Origin of the sequence: Natronobacterium texcoconense (genome assembly GCF_900104065.1) — an archaeon.
In the GTDB taxonomy this organism is placed as follows: domain Archaea; phylum Halobacteriota; class Halobacteria; order Halobacteriales; family Natrialbaceae; genus Natronobacterium; species Natronobacterium texcoconense.
Genome location: NZ_FNLC01000002.1, coordinates 971,381 through 991,996 on the forward strand (window position 1 = coordinate 971,381; position 20,616 = coordinate 991,996).

The 20,616-nt window shown below is 64.6% G+C and carries 20 protein-coding genes; 14 read left to right on the forward strand and 6 right to left on the reverse strand.

Going from position 1 to position 20,616, the window contains the following annotated elements:
• Positions 1–15: 15 nt before the first annotated feature.
• Positions 16–969 carry a carbohydrate kinase family protein gene (locus BLR35_RS12155; protein WP_090382178.1) on the forward strand — a complete coding sequence of 318 codons (954 nt, stop codon included), beginning with the start codon at positions 16–18 and terminating at the stop codon, positions 967–969.
• Here BLR35_RS12155 and BLR35_RS12160 read toward each other — a convergent pair whose 3' ends face one another.
• Positions 970–1,788: a DUF8054 domain-containing protein gene (locus BLR35_RS12160; protein WP_090382181.1), complete on the reverse strand. Its 819-nt coding sequence runs from the start codon at positions 1,786–1,788 to the stop codon at positions 970–972.
• A 246-nt stretch (positions 1,789–2,034) separates the two neighbouring features.
• On the opposite strand from BLR35_RS12160, the gene BLR35_RS12165 reads away from it, so the two are divergent.
• The 9 genes from BLR35_RS12165 to BLR35_RS12205 all read left to right on the forward strand — a co-directional run bounded on the left by BLR35_RS12165 (position 2,035) and on the right by BLR35_RS12205 (position 11,674).
• A complete protein-coding gene (locus tag BLR35_RS12165) occupies positions 2,035–3,111 on the forward strand; it encodes a TrmB family transcriptional regulator (RefSeq protein ID WP_090382183.1) in 1,077 nt (358 codons plus the stop codon).
• 171 nt (positions 3,112–3,282) lie between these two features.
• The gene (locus BLR35_RS12170) at positions 3,283–4,749 is read left to right on the forward strand and encodes a substrate-binding domain-containing protein (RefSeq protein ID WP_090382185.1); all 1,467 of its coding nucleotides are present in this window, start codon (positions 3,283–3,285) and stop codon (positions 4,747–4,749) included.
• 2 nt (positions 4,750–4,751) lie between these two features.
• Complete coding sequence (locus BLR35_RS12175) at positions 4,752–5,765, forward strand: carbohydrate ABC transporter permease (protein ID WP_090382188.1); 1,014 nt, start codon at positions 4,752–4,754, stop codon at positions 5,763–5,765.
• Between the two features lies 1 nt (position 5,766).
• Positions 5,767–6,774, forward strand: a complete 1,008-nt coding sequence (locus tag BLR35_RS12180) for a carbohydrate ABC transporter permease (protein ID WP_090382191.1) — start codon at positions 5,767–5,769, stop codon at positions 6,772–6,774.
• Between the two features lie 2 nt (positions 6,775–6,776).
• The gene (locus BLR35_RS12185) at positions 6,777–7,997 is read left to right on the forward strand and encodes an ABC transporter ATP-binding protein (protein WP_090382194.1); all 1,221 of its coding nucleotides are present in this window, start codon (positions 6,777–6,779) and stop codon (positions 7,995–7,997) included.
• Positions 7,990–8,205, forward strand: a complete 216-nt coding sequence (locus tag BLR35_RS12190) for a DUF8005 family protein (RefSeq protein WP_090382196.1) — start codon at positions 7,990–7,992, stop codon at positions 8,203–8,205. The genes BLR35_RS12185 and BLR35_RS12190 overlap by 8 nt, the downstream gene beginning before the upstream one ends.
• A 138-nt stretch (positions 8,206–8,343) precedes the next feature.
• Positions 8,344–9,438 (forward strand): Gfo/Idh/MocA family protein, encoded by a 1,095-nt coding sequence (locus BLR35_RS12195; protein ID WP_090382198.1) that lies wholly within the window; start codon positions 8,344–8,346, stop codon positions 9,436–9,438.
• 109 nt (positions 9,439–9,547) lie between these two features.
• Positions 9,548–10,516 (forward strand): sugar phosphate isomerase/epimerase family protein, encoded by a 969-nt coding sequence (locus tag BLR35_RS12200; RefSeq protein ID WP_090382201.1) that lies wholly within the window; start codon positions 9,548–9,550, stop codon positions 10,514–10,516.
• Positions 10,517–10,549: 33 nt separating this feature from the next.
• Positions 10,550–11,674, forward strand: coding sequence for a Gfo/Idh/MocA family protein (locus BLR35_RS12205; RefSeq protein WP_090382204.1), 1,125 nt, complete (start codon positions 10,550–10,552; stop codon positions 11,672–11,674).
• A gap of 1 nt (position 11,675) precedes the next feature.
• Here BLR35_RS12205 and BLR35_RS12210 read toward each other — a convergent pair whose 3' ends face one another.
• Positions 11,676–11,924: a hypothetical protein gene (locus BLR35_RS12210; protein ID WP_090382206.1), complete on the reverse strand. Its 249-nt coding sequence runs from the start codon at positions 11,922–11,924 to the stop codon at positions 11,676–11,678.
• A gap of 344 nt (positions 11,925–12,268) precedes the next feature.
• Between BLR35_RS12210 and BLR35_RS12215 the strand changes: the two genes are divergently transcribed.
• On the forward strand, positions 12,269–13,246 hold the full coding sequence (locus BLR35_RS12215; RefSeq protein ID WP_090382209.1) for a hypothetical protein: 978 nt from the start codon (positions 12,269–12,271) through the stop codon (positions 13,244–13,246).
• A 3-nt stretch (positions 13,247–13,249) separates the two neighbouring features.
• On the forward strand, positions 13,250–14,143 hold the full coding sequence (locus BLR35_RS12220) for a hypothetical protein (RefSeq protein WP_090382212.1): 894 nt from the start codon (positions 13,250–13,252) through the stop codon (positions 14,141–14,143).
• A 1-nt stretch (position 14,144) separates the two neighbouring features.
• On the opposite strand, the gene BLR35_RS12225 is transcribed toward BLR35_RS12220, so the two are convergent.
• Positions 14,145–14,837, reverse strand: a complete 693-nt coding sequence (locus BLR35_RS12225) for a DUF1405 domain-containing protein (RefSeq protein ID WP_090382215.1) — start codon at positions 14,835–14,837, stop codon at positions 14,145–14,147.
• Between the two features lie 158 nt (positions 14,838–14,995).
• Here BLR35_RS12225 and pdxS point away from each other — a divergent pair, with 158 nt between their 5' ends.
• On the forward strand, positions 14,996–15,910 hold the full coding sequence (pdxS, locus tag BLR35_RS12230) for a pyridoxal 5'-phosphate synthase lyase subunit PdxS (protein ID WP_090382218.1): 915 nt from the start codon (positions 14,996–14,998) through the stop codon (positions 15,908–15,910).
• A gap of 50 nt (positions 15,911–15,960) precedes the next feature.
• On the forward strand, positions 15,961–16,725 hold the full coding sequence (locus BLR35_RS12235; protein ID WP_090382220.1) for a hypothetical protein: 765 nt from the start codon (positions 15,961–15,963) through the stop codon (positions 16,723–16,725).
• Between the two features lie 5 nt (positions 16,726–16,730).
• On the opposite strand, the gene BLR35_RS12240 is transcribed toward BLR35_RS12235, so the two are convergent.
• From BLR35_RS12240 to BLR35_RS12250, 3 genes are all read right to left on the reverse strand, one after another.
• Positions 16,731–17,066, reverse strand: coding sequence for a hypothetical protein (locus BLR35_RS12240; RefSeq protein ID WP_090382223.1), 336 nt, complete (start codon positions 17,064–17,066; stop codon positions 16,731–16,733).
• Positions 17,067–17,948, reverse strand: a complete 882-nt coding sequence (locus BLR35_RS12245) for a homoserine kinase (protein WP_090382225.1) — start codon at positions 17,946–17,948, stop codon at positions 17,067–17,069.
• 103 nt (positions 17,949–18,051) lie between these two features.
• Positions 18,052–20,565, reverse strand: a complete 2,514-nt coding sequence (locus BLR35_RS12250; protein ID WP_090382229.1) for a methyl-accepting chemotaxis protein — start codon at positions 20,563–20,565, stop codon at positions 18,052–18,054.
• Positions 20,566–20,616: the final 51 nt, after the last annotated feature.

Sequence of the window (20,616 nt, forward strand, 5' to 3'; positions counted from 1 at the left end):
GTCGAAAAGCGAGCCATGAGCCACGAGATACTGGTCGCCGGCGAGACGCTGATCGACTTCCTCCCCGAGGAACCCGGTCCGATCTCGAGCGTCGAGGGATTCGATCGGCGACCCGGTGGCGCGCCAGCGAACGTCGCCGTGGCACTCTCGCGACTCGAGCGGACGCCGCTGTTCTGGACGCGCGTGGGCGAGGACCCCTTCGGGCAGTACCTCCTGGAGACGCTCGAGGAGCAGGGTCTCCCGGATCGCTTCTTCGAGACCGATCCGGCGGCGAAGACGAGTCTGGCGTTCGTCACCCACGACGAGACCGGCGACCGGGAGTTCTCGTTCTACCGCGACGGGACGGCCGATACCCGACTCGAGCCTGGTCGGATCGACGACGAGACGCTGGCAGAGTGCGAGTGGGTCCACGCTGGCGGCGTGACGCTCTCGAACGGTCGCTCGCGGGAGGCGACGCTGGATCTGCTCGAGCGGGCCGCCGAGCGGGGGTGTACGGTCTCGTTCGATCCGAACGAGCGACCGGAACTGTGGCCGGATGTGGAGACCTATCGGTCGGTCGTCCGCGAGGCGCTGGCGAACGTCGACGTGCTGAAAGCCACCGTGGGTGAACTCGAGCGGCTGGGTTTTGCCGGCGACTCACCCGAAGCGATCGCACGGGACGCGATGGAAGCGGGTCCAGCGGCCGTATTCGTCACCCGTGGCGACGCAGGTGCGATCGCCGTCGCCGACGGCGGAGGTGAGTGGGAGGGAGTCGCGAGCCATCGCGGATTCGATCCGGACGTCGTCGATACGACCGGTGCGGGAGATGCGTTCGTCGCCGGTACGATCGCAGGACTGTCCGATGGGCGAGGCCTCGAGGAGACGCTCGCGTTCGCGAACGCGGTCGGGGCCGAGGCGACGACGGCAGCCGGTGCGATGGCGGCGCTACCGGATCGTGCGGGCGTGACGTCGCTTACGGACGGGCGATAGTCAGGCCGCCGACTCGTCGAAGACGAAAAAGCGTTCGTTACACGCGGGACAGAGCAGTTTTTCGGAGGGTGTCTTCCCGACCGGCGTCGCCTCGCCACAGCAACTCGCCTGGCTGACGGTCAACTCCCCGTCACAGAGCGGACACTCGGCCAGCAGCGACCGGAGCGGTCGACCGGCAGCGCGGCGGACCGCCGCGTCGTCGACGCGGGACTCGAGTGCGCACACGGCGGCGAGTTCGGCGACGGCGACTCCCCGACGGAGCGTCACCGGGGGCCCGGCGTCGCTCTCGAGGACGAGTTGCGAGCGGTCCCAGACGCGACTCGTCTTCGCCTCGATAGACGATGGAGTCAGGTCGTCGGCGACGCCCGCGAGCGTCTCGAGGTCGACGTCGCGCAACGACGTCATCTCCTCGCGCCAGTCGTCCCGGAACTCGGACTCGAGGCGGAGTTGCTCGCCTTCCGGGAGGACGACGCCGGACTCTACGAGTTCGGCGAGGACCGTCTCGCCGCTCGGTCCGGTTTCGTCGACCGATCCCGACAGCGAACCGGGATCGGAGCCACCGTCGTGGTCGAACGCCTCGACCGGGAGCGCCGCGGCGAGCCGAGGGGCAAACCGGGGTGTGTACGGGACGACGTACCCCCGAAGGAGGATACCAGCAGTGCCGACGACGCCGATGGCTGCCGCGAGAAGCCACTGCCCGAGAACTGCAACGACGGCGACGGGAACGGTGAGCAGGAGACCGTTCGTGACCGTACACGGCCAGCAGCGGTTCTCGCCGGTGTACTCCGGCCGGCGAACCCGCTCGAGCGAATCGATCATACGGCGTGAATTTCAAACGAACCGCCTTGAGTGTAGCGCCAGCGATACTCTTTTTTACGGCAGGTGTTATTTCCTGTCACGAATGATCGAGACGGAGACATACGGACGACGACTGCGTGACGCGTCGTCGCGAGCGGGCCCTGGTTCCCGGCTCTTCCGTCGAACTCCCGCCCCGAATCGCCACTTCTCCGGTCGTCTCGGCTGGCGTGGTCGAACACTCTCGCCGTCCTCGAGGCGGTGATCACCATGGACAGAACGGAACTCACCGAGACGCTCGAGGATGCGGGACTCTCACCCTACCAGGCCGACGCGTTCGTGACGTTACTGGAACTCGGCTCCGCGTCGGCGACCGACGTCGCCCAGGCCAGTTCGGTCCCCGACCCACGGATCTACGACGTGTTGCGCGGCCTCGAGGAGGAAGGCTACGTCGAGACCTACGAGCAGGACAGTCTGCACGCGCGGGCCCACGATCCGGCAGACGTGCTCGCGGATCTGCGAACGCGGGCCAACCGGTTCGAGACCGCGGCCGACGAAATCGAAGACCGCTGGAGTCGACCGGACCTCGAGGAGCACAAGGTCAGCATCGTCAAACGGCTCGATACTGTGCTGACGCGGGCCGACGAGTTGATCCGTTCGGCCACGAACCAGGTCCAGATCGGGCTGACGCCACACCAGTTCGCCGACCTCGAGGACGCACTCGAGGAAGCGACCGAGAACGGTGTCGACGTCAAGGTCTGTCTGTTCCCGTCGCTGGGGAGCGATCCGTCGCTTCCGGGCGACGACGTACTTGCCCGGACGTGTACGGAGGCGCGCCATCGTGCCATCCCGTCCCCGTTCGTCGCGCTAATCGACCGGTCCTGGACGTGTTTCTCGCCCCACGGGGGGTCAACCAACGAGTACGGCGTCATCGTCAACGACCGAACCCACGCGTACGTCTTCAACTGGTACTTCCAGACCTGTCTCTGGGAGGTCCACGAGACGATCTACTCCTCTCGCAGCGACGAACCGCCGATCACCTACGTCGACCTCCGGCACTGTCTCCGCGACGTCGTCCCGCTGCTCGAGGGGGGACACGAGATCGAGGCGACGATTCGGGGCTTCGAGACGGGCACCGGCCACGGGGTGACTCAGCGTGGACGGATCGTCGACGTCACCTACGCCGGCATTTCGGCGAGCGACGATCGGGGAGCGCCGCTTTCGCAACTGGCGGGCGAGGCGTCACTGACGCTGGCCACCGACGACGAAACGTACACCGTCGGCGGCTGGGGAGCGATGATCGAGGACTTCGAGGCGACCCGGATCACGATCGAATCGATCGACTAACTGCCGCGACCGTTTTCGGACGCAGTGCTGGACGTATCGGCTGTTGCTTTCCCTCGAGTAGCGGTCGCTCTACCGTCGTCTCGCCGCCCTACCGCAAAACCCACCGTATTAACTACACCTGTTGTACTTGATCATTAAGTATAAATATGAAAGACTCTCAAACTACCTGTTATGAGTGAGAAACACTCACAGGGGAATGGACAGCGGAAATCGAGCGTTTCACGCCGAACGTTCGTCAAGGCAGCCGGTGTGAGCGGTGCAACGGTGAGCCTCGCCGGATGTATCTACGGCGACGGCGCCGAGGCCTCGGCCGACGCCGTGACGCTCGGCCTGGATCCGAACATGGTTTCGGAGGTCGGTGACGAGTTCGTCGACCTGCTCCACGAGAACGGAGCGGACGGCATCGAGATCGAACTCCAGTCGGGTGCCGAAGACACCGGTGAACGACGGGACACCTACACGCAACTGCTCCAGGCGGAAGAGACCGAACCGGACCTGCTCCTGATGGACAACGGCTGGGTGAACGTCTTCATCCAGCGCGGCGACATCGAGAACCTCAGCGACCACCTCGACGACGACGCGCTCTCGAGAGTGGAGGACGACTACTTCGAGGCGTTTACCGCGACGGCACGGGAGCCCGAGACCGACGACCTGTACGGGATTCCGATCTTCCCGGACTACCCGACGATGCAGTACCGCAAGGACTACGCTCGGGAAGCAGGCTACGACGAAGACGATTTCGAGGAGTGGGCCACCGAGCCGATGACCTGGCAAGAGTGGGCCGAGGTTACGGAGGAGATCGTCGAGGCCTCCGACGCCGACTACGGCCTCGCCACCCAGTGGGACATCTACGAGGGAACTGCCTGCTGTACGTGGAACGAGGTCATGTCCTCGTTCGGCGGCGCCTACTTCGGCGGCTTCGACAACCTCTTCGGACCGGTCGGCGACCGGCCCGTGACCGTCGACGAACCCGAGTTCGTCGAGGGCCTCGAGATGATGCGGACGTTCGTCGCGGACGAACACGACGACTACACGAACGACGACTACCCGCTCGGACTCGCGACCTCGGATATCACGTCCTGGATGGAAGAAGACGCCCGCGAAGCGATCCTCAACGGCAGCGCGGTGATGCAGCGCAACTGGCCGTACGCCATCAACCAGAACGTCGGCGACGACGAGGACCTGCTCGACGTCGACGACTACGGGGCGATGCCGATTCCCTACGGCGTCAGCGAAGACGAGGCCGCCCAACCCGGTACCGGCGGAACGACCGCCGCGCTCGGTGGCTGGCACATGACGCTGAACCCACACTCCGAGCGCAAGGAAGAGGCAACCCAGGTCCTGCAGGCAATGATGGAAGATAGCTTCAACCTCGACATGTTCGAACTCTGGGGGTGGGTTCCGCCGAAGCCGGACCTCTTCGACGCCGAAGAAGCGGAAGCAATCGATCCGATGGGCGAGTACATGGACACACTGCGCGTGGCCGGTGAGAACGCGATGCCACGCCCCGTAACGACGGTCTGGCCCGATCAGGCGACGCTCATCGCCGAGGAAGTCAACAACGCAGTCGCCGGGGACAAAGCGCCCGACGAAGCGGCTGCTGACCTCCAGGGCGGCCTCGAGGACATCGAAGGGTAAGGATGGGGACCGAAGAACGGACGGCCGGCCCGGTTCGCGAGACGAACCGGTCGGGCCCACTCGTCGCGTTCACTCGCTGGATGGAGAACCTCGGCGAGACGGGGTTTGCCTACCTGCTGTTGACGCCGGTGTTTCTCCTCCTGACGGCGATCGCGCTGTATCCGCTGTTGCGGACGTTCGAGCTGTCGCTGTACCAGAACGTGCTGTCGGATCCGGAGTTCGTCGGCTTCCAGAACTACGTCGCGCTGTTTACCGGCGAGGCCGACGCCCGGATGCCCGGAACGACGACGTTCCTGCCCGACGTGAGCACCAGCGGGAGTTTTCCGTTCGTCCACGTCGACGGCTGGCTCCGAAGCGCACTCGCCGTGACGCTGCTCTTCACCATCGTCAGCGTCTTCTTCGAGACGATCATCGGCTTCGGACAGGCACTGGTTCTGGATCAGGACTTTCGCGGCCGTCGCTGGGTCCGCGCCGCGATCATCATCCCGTGGGCGATCCCGATCGTCATCCAGGGGATGATCTTCTACCTGATGTTCCACCCCAGCACCGGATTCATGACGGAGTATCTGGCTAACTGGGGGCTGGTCGCGGAGAACAACACGCTCAACGATCCGGCGAGTTCGCTGTTGATCGTCATCGTCGCCGACATCTGGAAAACGACGGCGTTCATGGCGTTGCTCATCCTCGCCGGCCTCCAGAGCATCGACCGGAGCCTCTACGACGTCGCGAAGGTCGCTGGCGCGAGCAAGTGGCAGCAGTTCAAGCTGATCACGTTCCCGCTGGTGCTGCCAGCACTGGGAATCGCCGTGCTGTTCCGGATGCTCGACGCGATGCGAGTCTACGGGCTCATCGACTCCGTCTCGAACTGTACCACCGTGCCGTCGCTGTCGTGTATGGTCGTCGAATCGTTCAACACGAACCGCGGACTCGCGTCCGCGATCGCGTTCGTGACGGCTCTCATCATCGGTATCACCGCCATGGGCGTCGTCTACCAGCAGTACAAGGAGGGGTTCTGAGATGGCGACGAGCCAACCACAGTCGCGGTCGACCGACGACGAAGAGAATCTCGGGCCGCTCGAGCGTTGGACTCGAGACGTCGTCACCGATCCCGACAAACGCGGCCGACTGTACAGGGCGCTATTTTACGTCGTGACGCTGTTTTTCCTCGTTACGACCCTGTTCCCGTTCTACTGGCTGCTGGTGCTCGCGTTGACGCCGAACAACGAGATTCTCGAGGGAGACTGGTCGCTGCCATTCGTCGGCGTCGAATTCCCTCACGTCCATCCGAACGACGTCAACCCCACCGCGTTCGTCGAGGTGTTCCAGCAGGTGCCGTTCCACCTCTACGTGTTCAACAGCTTCGTGCTCGCGACGGTGACGACGATCATCGTCCTGATCCTCGCGAGTCTCGCAGGGTACGTCTTCGGCCGGCTCGAGTTCCCGGGTCGCGGGCTGATGATGCTCGCGATCCTGGCGATCTCGTACTTCCCGCCGGCGGCGTTCCTGGTGCCGCTGTTCGACGCGTTCCTCGGGAACGCGGTCGTCGTTCCGTTCCTGGGGATCGAGCTATTCGAGTCGCCGCGGCTGGTCAACACGCCGGGCTCGATGATCATGCCCTTCAGCGCGCTGTTCCTGCCGCTGTCGATCTTCATCCTCACCACGTTCTACTCGCAGATTCCGGACGGACTCGAGGATGCGGCACGCGTGGAGGGGACGACGCGGCTGGGCGCGCTGTTTCGCGTGATCATGCCGCTGTCGGCACCCGGCGTCGCGACTGCGGCCGTCCTGACGTTCATCGCCGTCTACAACGAGTACTTCTTCAGCTCGATCATGGCGTTGCAGAACGAGCCCGAGCAGTGGTCGCCACTCGTAGGCGGAATTCTCAGCTACCAGACCCAGTACACGACGGACTTCAACCTGATGGCGGCGGCCAGCATCGTCGGCGTCCTGCCGATGCTGATCCTCGTCGTGGTCGCACAGGAACGAATCGTGAGCGGATTGACCGAAGGAGCACTCAAAGAGTAACTATGGCACGCGTAACACTCGAAAACGTCACGAAACGCTACGACGACATCGTCGCCGTCGACGACATGAACCTCGAGATCGAGGACGGCGAGTTCGTCTGTCTCGTCGGTCCCTCCGGCTGTGGGAAGTCGACGACGATGGAGACCATCGCCGGCCTGACGAAACCGACCGAAGGGGCGATCCGGATCGGAGACACGGACGTCACGAAACTCCCGCCGAAGGACCGTGGGGTCGCGATGGTGTTCCAGAACATCGCGCTGTTTCCCCACATGGACGTCTACGACAACGTCTCGTTCGGTCTCCGGCTACGGAACTTCTCCAAGGACGAGATCGATCAGCGGGTCGAAGACGCCGCCGAAATCGTCCAGTTAGAGGGGATGTTAGACCGGGAGCCCAACGAACTCTCGGGCGGGCAACAACAGCGCGTTGCGATCGCACGCGCGATCGTCCGCGAACCCGCCGTCTTCCTGATGGACGAACCGCTGGCGAACCTGGACGCGAAGCTCCGGGTTCACATGCGGACGGAACTCCAGCGACTGCACAAGCAGCTGGATACGACGATCATCTACGTCACCCACGACCAGGCCGAGGCGATGACCATGTCCGATCGGATCGCGGTCATCAACGACGGCGAACTCCAGCAGATCGCCCCGCCGCTTACCTGCTACAACGAGCCGTCGAACCTCTTCGTCGCCGGCTTCATCGGGTCGCCGTCGATGAACTTCCTCGACGGTAAACTGACGGAAAGCGGACTGTCGACCGAGCACGTCGACCTCGAGTTCGACGTCGACGGTCTCGATCTGTCGACCGGCGCGCCCGTTACGATGGGGATTCGGCCGGAGGACATCTATCCCGCCGAGACAGCCGAGTCGCTCTCGAGCGCCTCGACGACCATCGAGGCGACGACCGACGTGTTAGAGCCGATGGGCGACGAGATCTTCGTCTACCTGGCACTCGACGGCTCGAGTGCGGGAACGATGACGAGCGACGAGGCCTCGAGAGCCTCGAACCAGTTGCTGATGAGCGTCGATCCTGACTCGACGATCGCGGAGGGAGACACCGTCCGCGTCGTCCTCGATCGGTCCAAAGTCCACCTGTTCGATACGGAGACGGGTGAGGCGATCACCCACGGCATCGAGGAACTCCCTCGGACGCCGGCGGAGAGCATCGCGACGGAAACTGAGGGAAGTTCGAGCGCCGCGTCGGGTGGTCAGCATGAGTGAGATCGTTCCGATCGTCTACTACGGCGGCCTGTTCGTCCTCTTCTTCTTCTGGATCTACGGGATCGTCTCGTTCGCGCTCGATCTGAAGAACAAGATCGTTCCCGGAATCGTACAGTATCGTCGCAACCGCAAGCGACGCAACACGTCACGAGATAGCGATTACGACACCGAAAATGAACACACGGACCCCGAAGAGCAGTTGTACTGATACTGTCGGACAGAAGTCAATGAAGAGAATTCGCCGGACAGGAGCGGTGAATTCTCACAATAGTTCTGTCCGACAGTATGACCAGAGCCGTCGCACCGAACTCACACCCACCGTCGAGGCAGGACGGACGGTGATGCGATGACGGCGGTGAACGACCCAATCCGAATCGGCATCGTCGGCCTCGGGAACATCGGCCACCACCACGCCGACCGCCTCATCGAACAGGGCGACGGCGTGGCGCTGGCCGGCGGGATGGACATCGCTCCCGAGGCCCGCGAGTCGTTCGCCGACGCCTACGGCGTCCCGGTCTACGACGACCACCGCGACCTCTACGAGACGGTCGACGCCGTCGTCATCACCACGCCAAACCGGTTCCACGAGGAGTACGCCGTCACCGCACTCGAGGCGGACCTGCACGTCCTCCTCGAGAAGCCGCTGGCTCACTCCCTCGAGAGCGCCCGACGGATCGAGGCTGCGGCCGAAGATGCCGACGGCTTCTGTATGATCGGACTCGACAAGCGGTTCCTGAACGCCGTTCGCCTCGTCAAGAACCGGATCGATCGCGGCGAGTTCGGCGAGGTGACCCACGTCGAGGCGAACTACGTCCGACGGCGCGGCGTCCCCGGTCGTGGTTCCTGGTTCACTCGTCGCGAGGTCTCGGGCGGCGGCGCACTGATCGACCTCGGCGTCCACGCCATCGACCTCTCGATGTACCTGCTCGGCTACCCCGAGCCACGGGAAGTGTCGGGCGTTACGCGCTCGGAGTTCGGCTCTCGGGAAGACTACGCCTACCTCGAGATGTGGGGTGACGACCAGGGTGCCGACGCGTTCGACGTCGACGACTCCGCGAGCGCGTTCGTTCGCTGTGACGGCGACCGGACGATCTCGCTCGAGGTCGCCTGGGCGACGAATCGGCCGTCGACCCACGAGTTCGTCGTCCGCGGCACTGAGGCGGCCGCTCGCTTCGATCTGCTGACGAACGAACTCACGATTCACTCGGCGAGTTCGGACGGGCCGAACCACATGATCGATACGGACGTCGAGACCGAACAGAACGACTCACACGCCGACGAACAGGCGGCGTTCGTCGAGGCCATCGCAACCGGTACCGCGGCCGGCTGTGACGTCGACGAAGCCATGACCGTCCAGCGGATCGTCGACGGGATCTACCGCTCGAGTGAGACCGGGACGACCGTCAGCCTCGAGGAGCCGACACTCGAGCCCGAGGCCTGACGGTCGTGCCAGTCAGCGGGCGATCCTAGGATTTCCAGTAACTACTTTATTCCAACTATTTACTCGAGGTACAGTAAATAACTTACCAGTGGGGGTACTACCACCTGGCATGGACATCGGCGTACACACACCACCGCTGGCTGACGAGTCGCTCGAGGGTGCACTCGACTACCTCTCGGAGATCGGCGTCGACGCGATCGAACCCGGCGTCGGCGGCTATCCCGGCCAGGACCACCTTCCGCGAGAGGAGTATCTCGACGACGAGGACGCCCAGGCTGACCTCGACGACCTGCTCGAGGAGTACGGGATGCGTATCAGCGCGCTCGCGACCCACAACAATCCGCTGCATCCCGACGACGAGCAAGCGGCGGACGCCGATACGGAACTCCGGGAGGCGATCCGGCTGGCCGATCAGATCGACGTCGGCGTCGTCACCTGTTTCTCCGGCCTGCCCGCGGGCGGCCCCGAGGACGAGGTCCCCAACTGGATCACGGCACCCTGGCCGACCGAACACGCCGAGGCCCACGAGTACCAGTGGGACGTTGCCGTCGACTACTGGTCCGATCTGGCCGCGTTCGCCGACGACCACGGCGTCGACCTCGCCATCGAGATGCACCCCAACATGCTCGTCTACGAGCCCCACGGGATGGCGAAACTCCGCGAGGAGACCAACGACCGCGTCGGCGCGAACTTTGACCCCTCACACCTCTACTGGCAGGGGATCTCGATCACCGACGCAATCCGCTTCCTCGGTGAGCGCGACGCGATCCATCACTTCCACGCCAAGGACACGAAGGTCTACGAGGAACAGGCCCGTGAGAAGGGCGTCCTCGACACGACCGCCTACGACGACGAGCCGAATCGCTCGTGGCTGTTCCGCTCGGTCGGCTACGGCCACGACGAATCCCACTGGAAGGACCTCGTCTCGACGCTCCGGATGGTCGGCTACGACGGCACTCTCAGCATCGAACACGAGGACTCGCTGACCAGCAGTCGAGAGGGCCTCGAGAAGGCCGTCGAGCTGCTCGAGCGCGCCGTCTTCCGAACGCAACCGGGCGAGGCGTACTGGGCGGAGTAACGCACACGACGAAGAAAACTGTAAACTGATACTATGACTGAACCACTCGAAGTCGGTGTACTCGGCTATCGGTTCATGGGTAAAGCACACGCGAACGCGATGGCGCGGCTGCCGATGTTCTTCCCGGACGCGCCCGAGATCGAACGCTCGGTACTGGTCGGTCGGGACGAGGAGGCACTCGAGGATGCCGCCGACCGACTCGGTTTCGACTCGATTTCGACCGATTGGGAAGCGGTCGTCGACGACGTCGACGCCTTCTACAACCTCGGTCCGAACCACGTCCACCCCGGGCCGTCGATCGCGGCACTCGAGGCGGGCACCCCTGTCTTCTGCGAGAAACCGCTCGCGCCCACGCTCGAGGACGCAGAACGGATGGCGCAAGCGGCGGACGACGCCGGCGTCCCCGCAGGAACCGCGTTCAACTACCGGTTCGTCCCCGCGATCCAGTACGCCAAGGGGCTGCTCGAGGCTGGCGAACTCGGCGAGATCCGTCACGTCCGTGGTCGCTATCTGCAGGACTGGCTGGTCGACCCCGAAGCGCCGTGGTCGTGGCGACTCGACGAGGAGATGGCGGGCTCCGGCGTGCTCGGTGACCTCGGAGCGCACACGGTCGATCTGGTGCGGTTCCTCGTCGGCGACGACGATCTCGCGGGCGACATCGAACGGCTCAGCGGCCACCTACAGACGTTCGTCGACGAGCGGCCCGTAGAAGGTGAGGAAGAAACGCGCCCCGTCACCGTCGACGACGCCTACTCCGCACAGCTCGAGTTCGAAAACGGCGCGGTCGGCACGCTCGAGGCCTCGCGGTACGCCACCGGTCACAAGAACGACCACACGATCGAGATCCACGGCTCGAACGGCAGCCTGCGGTTCTCGCTCGAGCGGCTGAACGAACTCGAGGTCCACCGCGAGGGTGACCGCGGCTACGAGACGATCCTGGTGACCGACGCGGACGACCCCTACGTCGACCACTGGTGGCCGCCAGGTCACGTGCTCGGCTGGGAGCACACGTTCGTCCACGAGAACTACGAGTTCCTCTCGTCTGTGGAAGCGGGCAGCGAGTTCGAACCCAGCTTCGCCGACGGCCTCGCCGCACAGCGCGTCCTCGAGACGATCGTCGAGAGCGACGAACGCGGTGAGTGGCTCGCGCTCGAGTAGGTTACTCCGACTCGAGCTTGACGACCGTGTGTATCTCGTCGTACCTGGGGCTGCCCTCGGTCGGCGGGTTGCCGTCTAACTCGAGGTAGCCAGGTCCGATAGACGTCACCTTGCCGGTCGTCGCCACGTCGTCGCTGCCGGTCCGGTCGGACTCGCGGACCTCGACAGTGTCACCGACTTCGATGTGGTCGCGGACGAGTTTCGCGGCCTCCTGATCGTCGACCTCCGGTGGGATCGTCAGTTGGGTCATCGTCGGAACGACGACCGCCGAGCGGGTAAACGACCCCGCGTCAGGTGACGGGCACTTTTGTACCTCTCGTGCGACCGCTGGACGTCATTTCCGGGGCGGCTGCAGACGGTCCGGAAATCGTACACCGCTCTGGGTCACTCCTCCCAGTAGATCGAGACGTACAGCAACGCGATCAGACAAAGGATCACGACGACGAACAGCGCGATCGTCATGAGCTGTGGAACGGACAGGGACATATCGGAACTTCGAAACGGATTGTAAAAGCCCTACCGCAATCGACGCTCGGCTCAAATCGTCGTTTCACCTACCACGACCTTCTTTTCGACGCCGGGCGAAGATCGGCCATGGAACTCGAGCGTCGGCATCTGCTCGCGCTGGTGGGAACGAGCGGTGTGCTTGCGGGCTGTCTGGAGGAGTTCGAGCTCGATCCGTCTCCGGGAGGCGGGGGTGGAGGAGCTACCTCCGTCTCGAGCGGCGGTGAAGACTTGCCGGACTGTCCAGCCTACGGCGATAGAGTCGATCGAGTCGTCTGTTACGGTAGCGGAGACGACGACCACGTCTTCCTCGAGCCCTCCGAACGGAAGGCGGCGATCGGCGACGACTCGATCGAGTTCACCCTCCGAAACGAGAGCGATCGACGACTGGCGACGAACTTCTACAACTGGCGGGTCGACAAACGCGTCGACGGCGACTGGTACCGCGTCGCGCCGCTCGGATACAACCAGCCGCTGATGTACGTCGATCCGGGCGAAAGCCACACCTGGACGTTCACGCCGACCGACGAAGCGATCGACGGCGAGGACGGCCGCCCACGTGGTTCGGGCGGGACCGAGGACCTCGAGGTTCCGGCGCTCGGCTCCGGCGACTACGCGTTCCGGGCCCGTGGCTGGTTCGAGGACGAACGCGACGAGGAGATCCTCGCGTTCGCCGCGACGTTCGAACTCGAGGGTGAACCACTCGAGGTGACGCCGTCGGACGTCATCGAATCGATCGACGAGAAAGATGGAACGCTCGTCGCCCGCTCGAGTCGGGGTGATCCCGACGGCGAACACCACCGGCTGGGCGCGTACGAACTCGAGGTCCTCGAGTCGGCTCCCGACGACCGCGAGGACGAGCCACGGTCGCTGATCGCCGAACAGTTGCTCCGCCAGCCACGGCTCCGAGACGTACTCGCCCTCGCACGCGAGCACGACGTCTCGAGCGTTCGACTCGAGGAGTACGACGCGTCGTACCCGATCTTCGGGTCCCGTAGCGACGGCGTCTACGAGTACCAGGGAACCTACTACGAGGTAACGACGCGCGAACTCGAGAGCGAGGACTGACGTATGCGGCCGCTGTCACGCCGAAAACTGCTCGCACTCGCCACGGGAGGTGCAATCGGTGGCGGCGTCGTTGCCTCGGCGACCGACGGACCCGACCGGCCGGACGCTCTCGAGGTCGACTGTCCCGACTACGGCGAGGACGTGACGACGACCGCGTGTAACGACCACCAGCGGATCGGCGTGACCCTCGAGCCGTCTACGACGACGCTATCCGCGCCGGGAACGCTCACGTTCACGCTCCGGAACCGAACCCATCGTCAGTTCAAGACGAACTGGTACGGGTGGAAACTCCACAAACTGGTGGACGGCGACTGGTTTTACCTCGGCCCGCGGGTCGTGCAACTGCCGTTACACCCGGTTCTTCCCGGCGGTACGATGGATTGGACGCTTTCAGTCCAGCCGAACAGCGACGGGAGCGACGACCACGACAGCGACGAAATTCTCCGGCAGTATCTCGGCTCTGGCACGTACGCCTTCGGCATCGACGGCTGGCCCAGCGACGGGAGTTCCGACGCGAAAACTGCCCTGATCGAAACGTTCGAACTCGAGGCACCCGACCTGTCGCTCGATCCCCCACGGGCAGTCGAGACCGTCGAGTGGGACGAATCGAAGGACGGAGAGGTACTCGTCGCCCGGACCGACCGGGCGATCGAGGGAGACCGACCGATGGCGTACGAACTCGAGGTCGTCGACTCGGCCGAGTCAACCGAGCGCGTGATCCTCGAGCAGGTCCTTCGCGACGACCAGTTCCGGACCGTCGTCTCACTGGCCGACGAATACGATGCTGACCGCGTTCGCCTCGAGGACGACACGGCCGGATCGGAGCCAGCGAGTCGGTTCCCGGGCGTCTACGAGTACGACGGGACGGCGTATCGGCTCGAGATGGGGGAGCTGTAGGTCAGCCAGTCCGTCCACGAGCTAGCTCGCACTTCTTGACTCGAGTCGCGAGCGCGAGGAACAGCGCCAGCAGCGTGAACGTCACCTCGCCGGCGGCGATGACGCCGAGCGCATCGGCCCCGAGGAACATCGGCTCGTCGCGAGCGACAGGGATGAACGTGTGGTGAGGTTCGCCGACGATCGGAATAAAGTAGTCGACGATCAGGTTGCTTGCGTACCAGACGAGCGCGACGGCGACGCCCCAGACGGGGAAATCGGTGATCCGGTGGAGAACGTACGCCTGGACGACCATCGCGAGGTGGCTCCAGAAGAGGAACTGGTACATCAGCGGGTGGAGATAGCCGTAGGCGTCGTAGAACGCGAGCAGGGTAAACGGCGTCCACAGGCCCAGAATGACGTTCCCGAAGAACGCAAGCGACGTGAGCCAGGGCTGTTCGTAGCCGAGTTTCCAGGCGGCGATCGCCAGCGCGATAAACAGCGTCGCTAGCGGGCTGTCCGGCACCCAGGGCCACATGACGACCGCGGTGTCGGCCAGCTGACTGGAGTAGTACCAGAAGCCGAAGGCCGTCCCCGCGAGGTTGATCGCGACGATCAACCATGCGAAACGCAGTCCCAGGTCTTCGATCACTCGAGGCACCGGCGCGAGATACGTCGGTAACGGGTCGCGCTCCGGCAGGTCTGGCGACGGAAACATCGTCCTGTCGGGCGAGACGAACGACAGTTGCAAAACAGTAGCGGTCCGTGCGTGGCTCTCGGCCGGCGCCCCCGTCGAGCAGGAGGCCCCAATCCGAGACGGCAGCAACCCCGGCTGGAACGGACACGTGTAAGTGTAACGGCTCCTAACCGCGACGTATGGCCGACAACGCCGATACCGATCTCGAGGAACTCCGACGCGGGACCGACCTCGTCAAGCGAGGATTCGCACAGATGCAGAAAGGCGGCGTCATCATGGACGTCGTCGACCCCGAACAGGCTCGCATCGCGGAAGAGGCCGGCGCGGTTGCGGTGATGGCTCTGGAAGCCGTCCCCGCGGACATCCGCAAACGTGGCGGGGTCGCACGGATGGCCGACCCCGCAGACGTCGAGGAGATCGTCGACTCCGTCTCGATTCCCGTGATGGGGAAGGCCCGGATCGGCCACACGAAGGAAGCCCAGATCTTAGAGGCCGTCGGCGTCGACATGATCGACGAGTCCGAGGTGCTTACGCCCGCGGACGACGCCTACCACATCGACAAGCGTGACTTCACCGCGCCGTTCGTCTGTGGCGCGCGCAACTTAGGCGAGGCCCTGCGCCGGATCGACGAGGGCGCGGCAATGATCCGCACCAAGGGTGAGGCTGGCACTGGCGACGTCAACCAGGCCGTCCACCACCAGCGGACGATAAAGGGCGAGATCCGAAAGATCGAGGGCATGACTCACGAGGAACGCGAGGCCTACGCCCGCGAGATCGAGGCCCCTGCGGAACTGGTCCACGAGACTGCGGAGATGGGCCGGCTTCCGGTCGTCAACTTCGCCGCCGGCGGCATCGCGACGCCCGCCGACGCCGCGCTCATGATGCACCACGAGTGTGACGGCATCTTCGTCGGCAGCGGCATCTTCGGCGCGGAGAACCCGCCCGAGATGGCCGAAGCGATCGTCGAAGCCGTCAACAACTGGGACGACTCCGAAGAACTCGCCGACATCGCGAAGAACCTCGGCAAAGGGATGAAAGGCGACGCGAACGTCGACCTCCCCGAAGAAGAGCAGATGCAGGGACGAGGCGTCTGATCGACGCCGGCAAGCAGCCCCGTTTTCTCCGTGCGTGACCTCCCTCTCTCATGAGTCACACCGCCTCTCAGTCGACCGTCGACCACCTGTCCGACCGGATCGAAGCCGGAACCGAGCGACTGTTTCGGGACGCGGATTCGACGGAGACGCTGTCGACGACGGCGGCGGAGCTGTGGGACGTCGTAGAGGAACTCGAGGACCTCCTCGAGACGGTCGACCTCGAGAAACTCCCGAACGTTATCGAGGTGTCCGCGCTGGCGGATCTGGTCGCCGTAGAAGAGGTACCGGCCGCGCTCCGGGACTCGGATCCGGATCGAGCGCTCGACCTCCGCGGTATCCGACACGCGATCAGGCTCCACGACCTCTGGAATACCGTCGATCTCGTCGACTTCCAGCGAGAGCTACGGCACCTCAAAGACGAACTCGAGGACGTCGTGGGAGCAGACGCCCTCGACTCCTCCGGCGATTCGAACGCTGGTGTCGAAATCGGTCGGTACCTCGACGAGGTGAAACCGGAAGCCAAGAACGCGGCGCTCCAGAAACAGGTGAAGAAGGGCGTCGAACCCGCTCGCAAGGCGGTCGTCGACGGCCACTCGAAATTCGAGACGCTGTACGAATCGACCCAGCGTGGCTCCGGGTACGCCGGCCGCAAACCCGTATCGAAGAATCCAACGGCGGTTTCGATGGTTCCCTACGGACCGCTGCCCGCGAGCATCTCGACGCGGGTGTCGACCGTCCCGACTGGCGTTCGTGGGGCGAGAGTCGCCCCGTCACCGCGGGTGTACGCCCGCCGGTGGCAGCGTAGAGCGAAGTGAATCGGTCACCGTGACCGTCGAACGGCCCCAACGAGGGCAAGAAAGACGAGGTACGCAACCGTCGCACCGATACACAGCGACAACACCGCTGTCGGTGCGACTCGAGCGCCGATCGCAGCCACGCCGACCGCAATCGCAAGCGAGACGAACTGAACGAGCGGACGCTCCCAGTAGTACCGGACGAGTTCCGGATCTCGAGCGGCCAGCAGTTCGAACGCGAGCGTGCCGACTGCTCCGAGGGCGAGGTAAACAAGAGAGAGCGAGGCGTCGACCAGCAAAACGAGCGCGACGAACGCACCGAGCGCGACGACTGCGAGCGCGGCGTCGGTTCGAGCGCCCATCTACTCCCGGTACAGCCGTGCGCCGTCGCCGACGGTGGTCTGGTAGGCTCGAGCCTCGACGCCGACCGCGTCGAAGGCGTCGACCATCGCCGAAGCGATCGCCTGCCGGTCCCCGCGGTAACAGGCTGCCAGCATCCCCGGTCCCGCGCCGCTTACCGTGACGCCGGTCGCACCGGCCTCGAGTGCAGCATCACGAACGCGGTCGTAGCCGTCGATGAGTTTGCTTCGCTCGGGCGTGACGATTTCGTCTTCCATTCCGCGACCGACGAGGTCGGGATCGTTTCGGGCCATGCCGACGGTGAGCGTAGCGGCGTTGCCGACGGTGTCGACGACGTCGTTCATGTGGGCGTACTCGGGGACGACGTTGCGGGCGTCCCGGGTCGAGATGACGGCTTCGGGCAGGCAGGCGACGAGCGGGATCGACGCGTCGACCTGCGTAACGCCGTCGGCGGTGGCGACGGTGAACCCGCCCAGAATAGACGGCGCGACGTTGTCCGCGTGAGCCTCGCCGGAGACGATCGCTTCACCTTCGGCGGCGATCGGAACGAGTTCCTTCCGCGTGAATCCACGGTCGTAGAGTTCGTTGAGCGCGACGGCGGCGGCGGCGGCGCTGGCGGCCGAGGAGCCGAGGCCCGACGAGGGACGCACGCCCTTGTCGATACGGATGCGTGCCGGCGCGTCGAGTGCGTCGACGACCGCGCCGACGGTGTTCTTGTCCGGATCCTCCGGGATGTACTGACTGCCGGTTCCGGTTACCGTGATCGTGGTCTCCGGAGCTCGTTCGACCCGGACCACGTCGGCGGGCGTCCCGAGCGCAACACCGAAGACGTCGAAACCACTGCCGAGGTTCGCACTCGTCGCCGGGGCCCGCACGGTGAGCATGCCGATTTCTTGCCAGACTGCGGGCAAAAAGGTAGCGAACGACGACGAGAACTCAACCGGGCCGGCGTCGAGCAGGCCGAACGCAAGCAGACGCGGCGGTCAGCTACTCACCGTCGTCGGAATCGAACGTGAACACGTCGTCATCGCCGTCGGGCTGCTCGTCAGAGAGCGACTCGGCGTCGTCGGGGCTCTCGTCCGAGAACAGTCCGGCGTCCCCGGAATGCTCGTCCGGAGACGTCCCGGTGTGTCCGGTATCGGCTGCGGAGTCGGTCCCGTCTCCGACCGTCTCGACCACCTCGACGGCGTCGGAGTCGAAAACGCTGTCCTCGAGGTCGTCCGGATCGGTCTCGAACCGATCGAGGGCTTCGGACAGCCGCGACGCCTGTCCGGAGAGTTGCGATGCCGACTCCGTAACCTCTGTTAGCGCCGACGTCTGCTCTTCGGCGGCTGCGGTGACGGTCTCGGCTTCGGCGGACGTCGAGTCCGAAATCGTCGCCGCTTCGTCGACCATCGCGACGACCTCCTGGGTAGAGGCCGCCTGCTCTTCGGTCGCCGCCGAAATCTCCTGAACGCCGACGTTCGTCTGCCGGGCGAGTTCCGCGATCTCCTCGAGCGCATCGACGGCGTCCGACACTTTCCGGCTCGCGTCGTCGATGTTCGTGCTCGTGCTCTCGACTTCGTCGACGGAACGGTCGGTGCGTTCACGGATCGCCTCCAGGCGGTTCTCGGCCTCGTCCGCTGCGTCGGCGACGTCCTCCGAGAGGGTCTTGACCTCCTGTGCGACCGCGGCGAACCCTTCGCCGTCCCCGGCGTTTGCGGATCGGGAGGCCTCGATATTCGCGTTCAATGCCAGCATGTTCGTCTGGTGAGCGATCTCCGAGATCGAGACGATCAGTTCGTCGATCTGCTGGACCTCGCTCTCGAGACGCCGGATCTCCTCGATCGTATCCTCGGCGTCGGCCTCGATCTCGCCCATGGCGGCGATCGCCTCCTGTGCGGCCTCCTGACCGTGACGGCCCGTTTCGACGGTTCGTTCGGCGATATCGGCGACCTCGTTCGAGGAGGCGGCGATCTCCTCGGTCGTCGTCGAGAGCGCGGTCATCTCTCCGTTGACCGACTGCAGGGATTCGTTCTGGCGGTCCGCGCCATCCGAAATCTGCTGGATTGACTCGGTTACCTGCTGGGAAGCAGAACGGACCTCCTCGCTCGAGGCCGTCACCTCCTCGGAAGCGGTCGCGACCTCGGTCGCGAACCGGTTCAGGTCGGCGACAGTGGCTTCGATCTCCGCGAGCATCTCGTTGAAGTCCTCGGCGATTTCGGTCATCGCCTCGTTCTCGCCGTCGCCGTCCATCCGTGCCGTGAGATCGCCAGCGGCGGCTTCCTCCATCACCTCGCTGTACTCGTCGGCCTTGTGCTCGAGGTGGGCGTTGATCTCCTCGACGCGTTCTCGCTCCTGTTCGGCCTCCTCGCGGGCGGCCTCGGCTTCCTCGATCTGTTCGCGCAAGGCGTCCCGCATCGAGTCGAATCCCTTGTAGAGTCGTCCGATGTTGTCGATGCGTTTCGTCTCCAGTTCGACCGCGAGGTCGCCTCCCTCCATCCGTTCGGCCTTCCGGGTCAGTTTGTCGATCGATCGGGAGGTGTTCCGGCCCAGGACGGCCCCGATCAGGCCGATCGTGAGCACGCTGACGGCGGTCGCGATCATCCCCCACTCGTTGACCGAGTGGACGAACCCGTAGGCCTCCTCGGTCGGTTCGTGGTAGACGATCGACCAGTCGGTACCGCTGACCGACGTGATGCTGACGATGTACTCGTCCGAGTCGAAGCCGTACGCGTCGTGGCCGAGTACGCCGGACGGCGCTCCCTCGATCACGTCGGTGTCGGCCTCGTCAGTGTCGGCCATCGCGAGCGTCGCCTCGTCGTCGTACTCGAGGCCGAACGTCTCGTACTCGTCGCCGAGGTACTCGCTGTCGGCCATCACGGTGCCGTCCCCGTCGAGTGCCATCATGGTGACGTGGTCGTCGACGTGGACGCTGTGCATGTAGGAGACGAGTTCCGCGGAGTAGACGATCGCGCGGTCGTCGTCGGAGGCGACGACGTAGGAGACGACCGGCGTCTCGTCGCCGCCGTGGTCGTCGACGAGGGTGGGATCGGAGACCCACTCGCCGTCCTCCTCGAGCGCATCAATGGCGTCGTCGTCGACGCTCTCGAGGGCGTCGATCGATTCGCCGCGGAACCGGTCTGCGGTGCTCGCGAGGACTTCCTCCTCGTCGGTGTCGACGTAGGATATTTCGAACACTTCGGTGCGGTGTTCCAGCCGCCAGTCGGAGAGGCTGTTTTCGATCGCCGCAGCGTCGTCGCGAGCGACGACGTCCGAGGTTGCGATCAGTGACGCCGTTCGTTCGTTCTGATCGTGCCACATCTGTAGGCTCTGTGCCTCCTGCTGGACGGCCGTACTGTGGTCGTCCTGGACGCGTTCTTCTACTTCGTCGGTGATCGTCGCCGTCGCGACGAATCCGATCATCCCGACAGTCACGCCGAGAACGAGCAACGCGATCGCGAACTTGACCGCGTATCTCCGACGAATAACTGCGGGAATTAACTGTCGAACGAGGCTCATAATAGTAACGGCTAACTTCAGCATCACATAAATTATGGTACGCAGTTATCG